This window comes from Nocardia niwae NBRC 108934 = DSM 45340 (assembly GCF_001613465.1).
Classification (GTDB): domain Bacteria; phylum Actinomycetota; class Actinomycetes; order Mycobacteriales; family Mycobacteriaceae; genus Nocardia; species Nocardia niwae.
In genome coordinates this window covers 1-6987 of record NZ_BDCK01000071.1, presented here as the reverse complement: position 1 = coordinate 6987, position 6987 = coordinate 1, and the positions used below count along the sequence as shown (strand labels likewise).

The 6987-nt window shown below is 66.2% G+C and carries 1 pseudogene; it reads left to right on the top strand.

Features of this window, described 5'->3' with window-relative positions:
* Window positions 1-92: 92 nt before the first annotated feature.
* Window positions 93-6987 (top strand): annotated as a pseudogene (locus tag NNI01S_RS35815) (hypothetical protein); the annotation flags it as partial.

The following is a 6987-nucleotide window of genomic DNA, read 5'->3' as shown; positions in this document are numbered from 1 at the left end:
TGAGCACCACTTCCCCTGAGACCCCTCCGCTCTCGAGCCGGCCAGAGCAGCCACAGCGGTCCGGGGGCGGCGGGCGGTCTCCCGGACCTGTGGTGTCCTTCCAGGGCGACGATCCGTTCGCGACCGCGCGTCCAGCGCGCAAGCGTCACCGCACACCGACCGGCATCCTCGGACCCGATGGACTCGATTGGGGCGTGGTCAACTACAAGAATCCCGTCACCGGCCAGCTCTCGGGCATGGGCGAACCCGAGGATCCCTCGAACGAGTCGGCCGACCAGTCGAGGACACCGAGCGCGCCATCGAGCGGTCGTCCCGACGCGGCGACTACGCCGCCGACCACCGAGGCTCCCCGAATCACACCACGGCATCATGCTGCGGAGAGCGAGCCGACAGCGAATCCGGAACATGGAGGCGGCGAAGCATCCAGTACCTCCACCGACACGAACCGGATCGAGGTATCGGGATCGATCGTCGCCCGGATGGTGGGCGAGGGAACCGCCGAGCTGTCGAAGCGTTCCACGATCAGCGGCCTGGTCACGGCGGTCGGGCCGGAAACCGATTCCACCCCGACAACGGCGATCGATGAAACCGGAGCGCACCGGACAACCGCGTCGCTGGTATTGCACGCGGTCGAAGCAGCGGAGATGAGCCATCCGACGCTGGCCCGTGAGGTCGGCGGCTTCGCTCCCATCTCCATCACAAGCGGTGATCTCACCGCGGAGGTGATGATCCTCTATCGGTTTTTCCGATCGGGATCTGCCGAGGCAATGGTCATCTACGTTGCTCCGGTACAGGACAATGCCAATTTCGGCACCGTACGCGGGCTCATCGATGCCGCTTTGATGGATCGCTTCCCAGGCGCCACGATCGCGATCACAGAGATCCATCAGGATGGCGCAGGCGAATCCGTCGAGCGCGAATTGCTTCCGAGTGCGGAGCGGGTTGTCTCATCCACGCTGCTCGGAACGGAGCACGGCTCCGGAAGCGTCGACGAAGAACCCGTTCGCACCGACACCACCGCGCGGGAGTTGCCCGATTTCCACAACGCCGCCTACGCCGAGCTTCATGCCTGGGCCGCAGCGCTGTCCGCCGACGATGTGCGCACGCTGCTCACCCGCATGCACGCTGAAACCATCGGGCATCTGGAGGCAGCCGATCGTGGCGCACCGCCGCCTGCGCCCCGAGTCGTGGCGACCGCACGCGCGCTCAACGTCCTGGTGTGGGAGCAAGCCCACCGGCTCCAGGCAGATACGCACTCCGGCCCGATCGACGACTACGCGACGCTGTTCGCCGTCAGCCGCCGGCTTGCGGCCCAGCTGCCCGCTGTCCGAGAGCTGGCCGCGGCCGCCGACACCACCTTCACGGTGGCCGGAACATTGGCTCTCCACCGCCCCGGCACGGCTGCGGCGCACCCCTCGCCGGCGGACCCGAGCTTCAATTTCATGCACCGATTTCCCGAGCATCTCGGCCGGTCGATCGCCAAGATCGAGCGGTCTTTCGATTCGGTGCCTTGGTCCGAGGAGTCGTCGCTCACGCCGCGAACGGTGTCGGAGTACGAACATGTGGGACGCACGAATGCGGCGGTTCAGCAGATCGTGGAACTCCGGCGGCATTTCGATGAAGTCCTCGATTCGCAGGGCAGAGACTGGTCCGCGATCATCGACAGCAACTTGATGTCGGTCACCGACCTCGGATTCGATCCCGGGCTGACCCGCGCCGTCGCGTCGATCTCGACGGAAGCGGCGGCTTTCGGTCGAGCGCGAACCGAACCGGAGCGTGATTTCGCCCGCGCCGCCGCATCCTATCTGCCTGTCCTCACCACGGCGCTCACGCATTATCTGACGCGGACGCGCGATGCCGCTCTCGCGCTCGACTTGCTCGAACAGGCCGACCGAACCTTCGCCGAGACCGCCCGCCGCCTGCCCCACTGGCAACCCGCGCAGGACGCCGCGCGGCACATCGCGGTGCTGCTCAGGTCCGTCGACGGTTGGCGACAGAAGCTGCCCGATTACGAACTGCCGAGGAAGATGCGGGAAAATGCACTGATCATCTTCGCCGATCAGGCGGCCTTCTTCCCGGCACTCGAGCAGACGCTGCAGGAACTGCGCCGCATAGGTAGTTCGAGCACCGACGCGAGCCAGCCGCCGCCTCCGGCCGGCTACAACCTGGCGCGTCGTCCGCCCGCCGACTGGTTCCGGTTGACCGAGGAACGCCGCTCCCACATTCTGGACGGCGATGCGACCGGCGGCGGCCACCGGTACGGCACCGGCAAGGCGGGCAAGACCGAGTTCCCGGAGAGCTGGGGCGATGAGAAGATCATCGATGTCACCTTCGCCGTCGCTCGAAATTGGGCGAACCCGGTGCTGCGCGAGTCCCTGGACGGGAGAACTGGTGACACGCACTTCTGGCAGCTCGAGGAAGTCGTCGACGAGGTGCGAGTCGTCGTCCGGGTGGGCCTGGACGGGCGCATCCTCACGGCGTGGCCGGCGAGGGGAGCCGGAGTCGTCCGCAATCCCGCGGTACCGCAGCCGGCCGCTCAGCCGCCGGCGAAAATCCGGGTGAGCGGCCGCACCATTCGCAAAGTGCTGACCAGCCGGGGCCCGGATAGTAGAGCGCCCGGTATGGCCAAGTTCCCGGCCGACTGGGCCGAGGATGTGGACACGTTCCTGGCCATCATCACCGACGCGGGCGGGCGAGCCCTCCAGGACAACGCGATCACCGTTCACCCGGAGCGGCCGAATCGTCAGTGGTTGGTGCGGTGCGAGTACGACGGCGTCGCCTTCACCCTCGACGTCGACGCCGAGGGGCGAGTGCGATACCTGTGGCCGGAGAGCGGCCCGGGGGTCACCTATAACGCACCGCACCCATTCGCCTCGACCGGTGAGTCCGCCCCGCAAGCACAACAGCGAAGCGATGCCGAGACGTCCACGGGGCAGCAGGCCCCGGCGGCTCAAAGTGGTGGACCATCCACCGATCCGGCTCGGCGGTCCAGCACGCGCGCCGGGCATCCGGGAGCAATGGCGGACCATCCCACTGGGTTCGGACCGGAAACTCCCGGGGACGTAGGGGCGGTGCCACCGGCACGCGGACAGAGATTCGACCCGGCTTTGGTCCATGCGATCGGCCCGAACCCGGAAGGATGGGCGGTCGGTGGGCGCGGTTCCCAGCCCGAACCCTCATCCACGGGCGGCCGCGGGCCGAATGCCACCGGCGAGACCACTCCCGACGGGACCGCGTCGGTCTCCCAGCACCACGAAGACGAGCCGCTGGGCCGCCCCTACGGTCCGGGCGTGCCGCCTCGAGGCGATGGCGAATCGAGCCACCGAGAGTACGAGACCGCTTTGCCGGACCGTCCGGATGCGGTGCGTCCCGAAGAAAGCACAGACATCGATTACACGCGAGTCACTGTGCGTGGCGGAAAGTTCTACCGCCCAGGTGGGCAGCTGTATACCACTGGATCGCTCGGCGACGTATTCGTCATCGGCAGGGACCCGGACGACATCCGTGTGGCGCCCGCCACCGAGGCGACGCACGCGGCCCTGTACCGGACCTATCGAGACCGAGGTGAAGGTCCGATCAGCCTCGGGGTCTGGTTGTTCACCGATGGTGAGCCGGACTGGATACATTTCGGCAGCGGCGCGTTCAGCAAGGCATCGCGGGATCCGAAGTTCGGCGCCTATCTTCGACACAGACTGATCAGCCTCGACGTAGAGCTACACGGCCTCGAGGTCAAAGTCAGGAGTAAGGAAAGCCAAGGTCTGGTATGGCGTTCCGATGCGGTGCGCACGACGGTCGGCTCCGTGATCGACTCCGGCGGGGATAGTGCCGAAAGCACGTTCACCGGGTTCGGTGACGACTACTGGGTGACCGTCACTGCCGTGGAAGCGAGACCGAACGGCGTGGTGATCACGTTGTCGATCAATCCTGTTCTCGGCGCTCCCGGTTCGGTGACCCTCGCGCTCGATCGCGAAGGCGAAGTCACGACCGCGCGATACATCGATATCGAACTCGGTTCGGACGCTGCCCGGGTTGCCTCGGCGTTCAACGATTTCCATTCGTCGCGGTTGGAGCCATGGCTGGCGGACTCGAACGTGCACTTGGCACTTCCGACTACAGCACTGAGCCCGTCCGACGACCAGGGAACGACGCCGAGTACGCCGGACAATGCCGACCCGCAGGCCGGGCTGCGTTCCGACCCTCCCGCTACGCACTCCGGCATGCGGCAGGTGCTCGACCAGATCTCCGCGCGGTTGGGCTTCGACGGCCGCGGTAGTGCCACCTTCGACGCCGATGGCCTGACACAGCCGGAGATCGAGGTCTATCAGCAGCAGTTCGCTTTGCTGAGCGGAGGAGCGGGCGCGTTCCATGACCAAGTCATCGAGCAAATGCGTCAGGCTGCTCAGCAGGCCCCCCTGGACAGGTACGTCAACAGATACGGCTTGAAAACACCCGTCGATGAATTCCACCCTCCCGAGGGAATCGCGGGAGAGGTCGATCGTGACGGAGTGCTGGAAGCCAATGTCTACGCAACCGAACGCACGCCGAGCGGGACGGTGATGTTCGGCCACATGATGGACGCGATCGGCCATCACGTGCGAGGTATCCGTGGAGTCTGGGAGGTCGGTCTCGGAGAACGCGACAACCTCGACACGTTCAACGCGTTGATTCAGGATCTGTGGTCGTCCCCAGAGGATGCGGCCCGGGGTACCTTCACCGGAAAGATCGCCGCCCGTTACGGTTTCACCCATGTCTCGTTCGAAGGACTGATCGGCTCCCTCGGCGACTATTCCCGGGTCAGGGTGCTGTTCACCAAACCAGCAAGGGAGACGACCGATCCGGAGCGGCTCGACGACAGCGAGGTTCCGAGGCCCAGCCCGCAGGTCGGAGGCGGTGCGACTCCATCTCTACGCGAGCAACCGCATTTCTACGACGACGTCGACCCGCACGCCGTACTCGATACCCCGGCCCGGAACCGGCGGTTCGGACGCAGGGCCGGTCCCGACCCCCGCGTCTTCCATCACGACGAGAACGATCGGCTGGGACGCCCCTATGGGCAAGGCGTACCACCTACCCCGCCCACTGCGGGCGAACCGCCAGGGAGACGACCACCCGAGGATGGCCGAGAGGGTGATCCCTCGACGCGGCAGTTGCTCGCGGCGGTCGACCCCGCCCTACTGGAATTGGTTCGCGAGGGCATCACGGCAGAACGCGATGCCGCCATCCTCGACACCGGCGTGGCCGCCGAACCCGCGGACCTAGCCCGCTTCCGGCGCCTGAACGACATGCTCACACACCTCGACCAGTTGCGTGCAGTGCGAGAGCAAACGAAGGTGACCATCCCACCGGAACAACTTCGGCTGCTGGTCCACCATTTCCACGCCACCGCCGAATGGCTGGCGGCTCTGATGGACGCCCACCACGCCACCGACGGACAGGTACACCCCGACCTCGAGGATCAAGAGCGGCACGCGGCGCAATCGGTGGACCGCTACCGAACAGCCGACCAACGCCTCGAGCAACTCATCGCCGCATTGAAAGTCACACCAGCAGAAGCGCAACCGAGCCTCGGCTTCTTCGGCCTGCTGGCGACCGTCGATCTGAACTCGGTCCGACTGATCCGCGAAGGCATCGCGGCCCAACACGACGCCACCGACCACAACACGCCGGTGACAGACGCCGACAGGGCACGTCATCGGAAACTGCAGGACATGCTCGGCCACCTCGACGAACTGGTGACCGCGATGCAGCAGACGAACACAACCGCCCCCCGCCAACGCCTCACCCTGCTGGTCCACCACTTCAACGCGGCCAAGGAATGGCTGGCCGCGTTGACCGACGCGAACAACACAACCGATGGTCACATCCAGCCGGACCTCCCCAGGAAAATCCAGACCGCAACCGAAGCCCTCGCCCGCTACCAAACAGCCGACGCACGCGTCACACAACTCCACACCGCGCTCGACGCAATCGAACAAGGCGATATCGAGTCCGGCCGTCGTGGTCGGGCGGAGACCAGCGGAGGTTCCGCGAACGGATCGCCCGCCGTGCTTTCGGCGCAGGATGGTCCGCCGCAGACCGATATACCGCGCGAAAGGCTGGACGCGTATATCCAGCTCGGCCAACTTCAGTCCGGTACACCCGAACACGAGCGCTTGGCCGCCGAGCTGGCTCGACTCGACGCGCTGGCCCACCGTTGGCTCACACTCGAACTCAGCGCGCTCGCCGTGGAACATCATCTGGACGCACCGGATCTCTCCCCCGCCGCTGTGGCCGACCTGACCCGCCGACGCGACGAATTGCGTGCCGAGGCCGATCGCGCGGGGCGCGCGCTGGCCCCGAGGCACACCGGCCCGGCGGCTCTGCGTGGGACGCCTCCTGAGGCGCGTCCCGACTCGATGATGCAGCCAGACGAGGCACGTCTGGCGTTTCAAGTGGTCAACGACCGCTACGGACGACAAGTCGTCAGCATTCCCCCCGATGTCCGGGATGGAGCTCTCATCCACTCCCGAGGAGACCTCGCGCAGGCGGTGGGTGAGGAAAACCTGCACCAGTTCACCTCACTGACCGAAGCTTTCGATCTCGTCGACCAGATGCCGACGAGAGCGACAGCGATCGTGCGAGCGCTGTATGTCGCCAATACCGACGGGGTGCTGGTACTCACCAAGGACAGCGGCGGACCAGTCATCCAGATCAATCCCGCTGTGGCCCAATTGAAATCGATCGATCGCGCCACGGGCGCGACACGTTTCGACTCCTTCGTCCGCAAAGCCTGGGTCGCCCTGTTCGACGAGAACGGTGTACTGATTCCCCCTCCGGAGTCGAACCCGGGCGATGGCGCCGCTGCGTCACCCGGACCAAGCACACCGAGTCCGACGACAAGTCCGCCGCAGCACCCCCTCGTCGCCACACCCTCCGCATCCCCGCAGGGTGGCGTCCCTGACCCTCGCCTCGCGCCGCCGCAGGGGAACGAATCCGAGTCAGCCGATT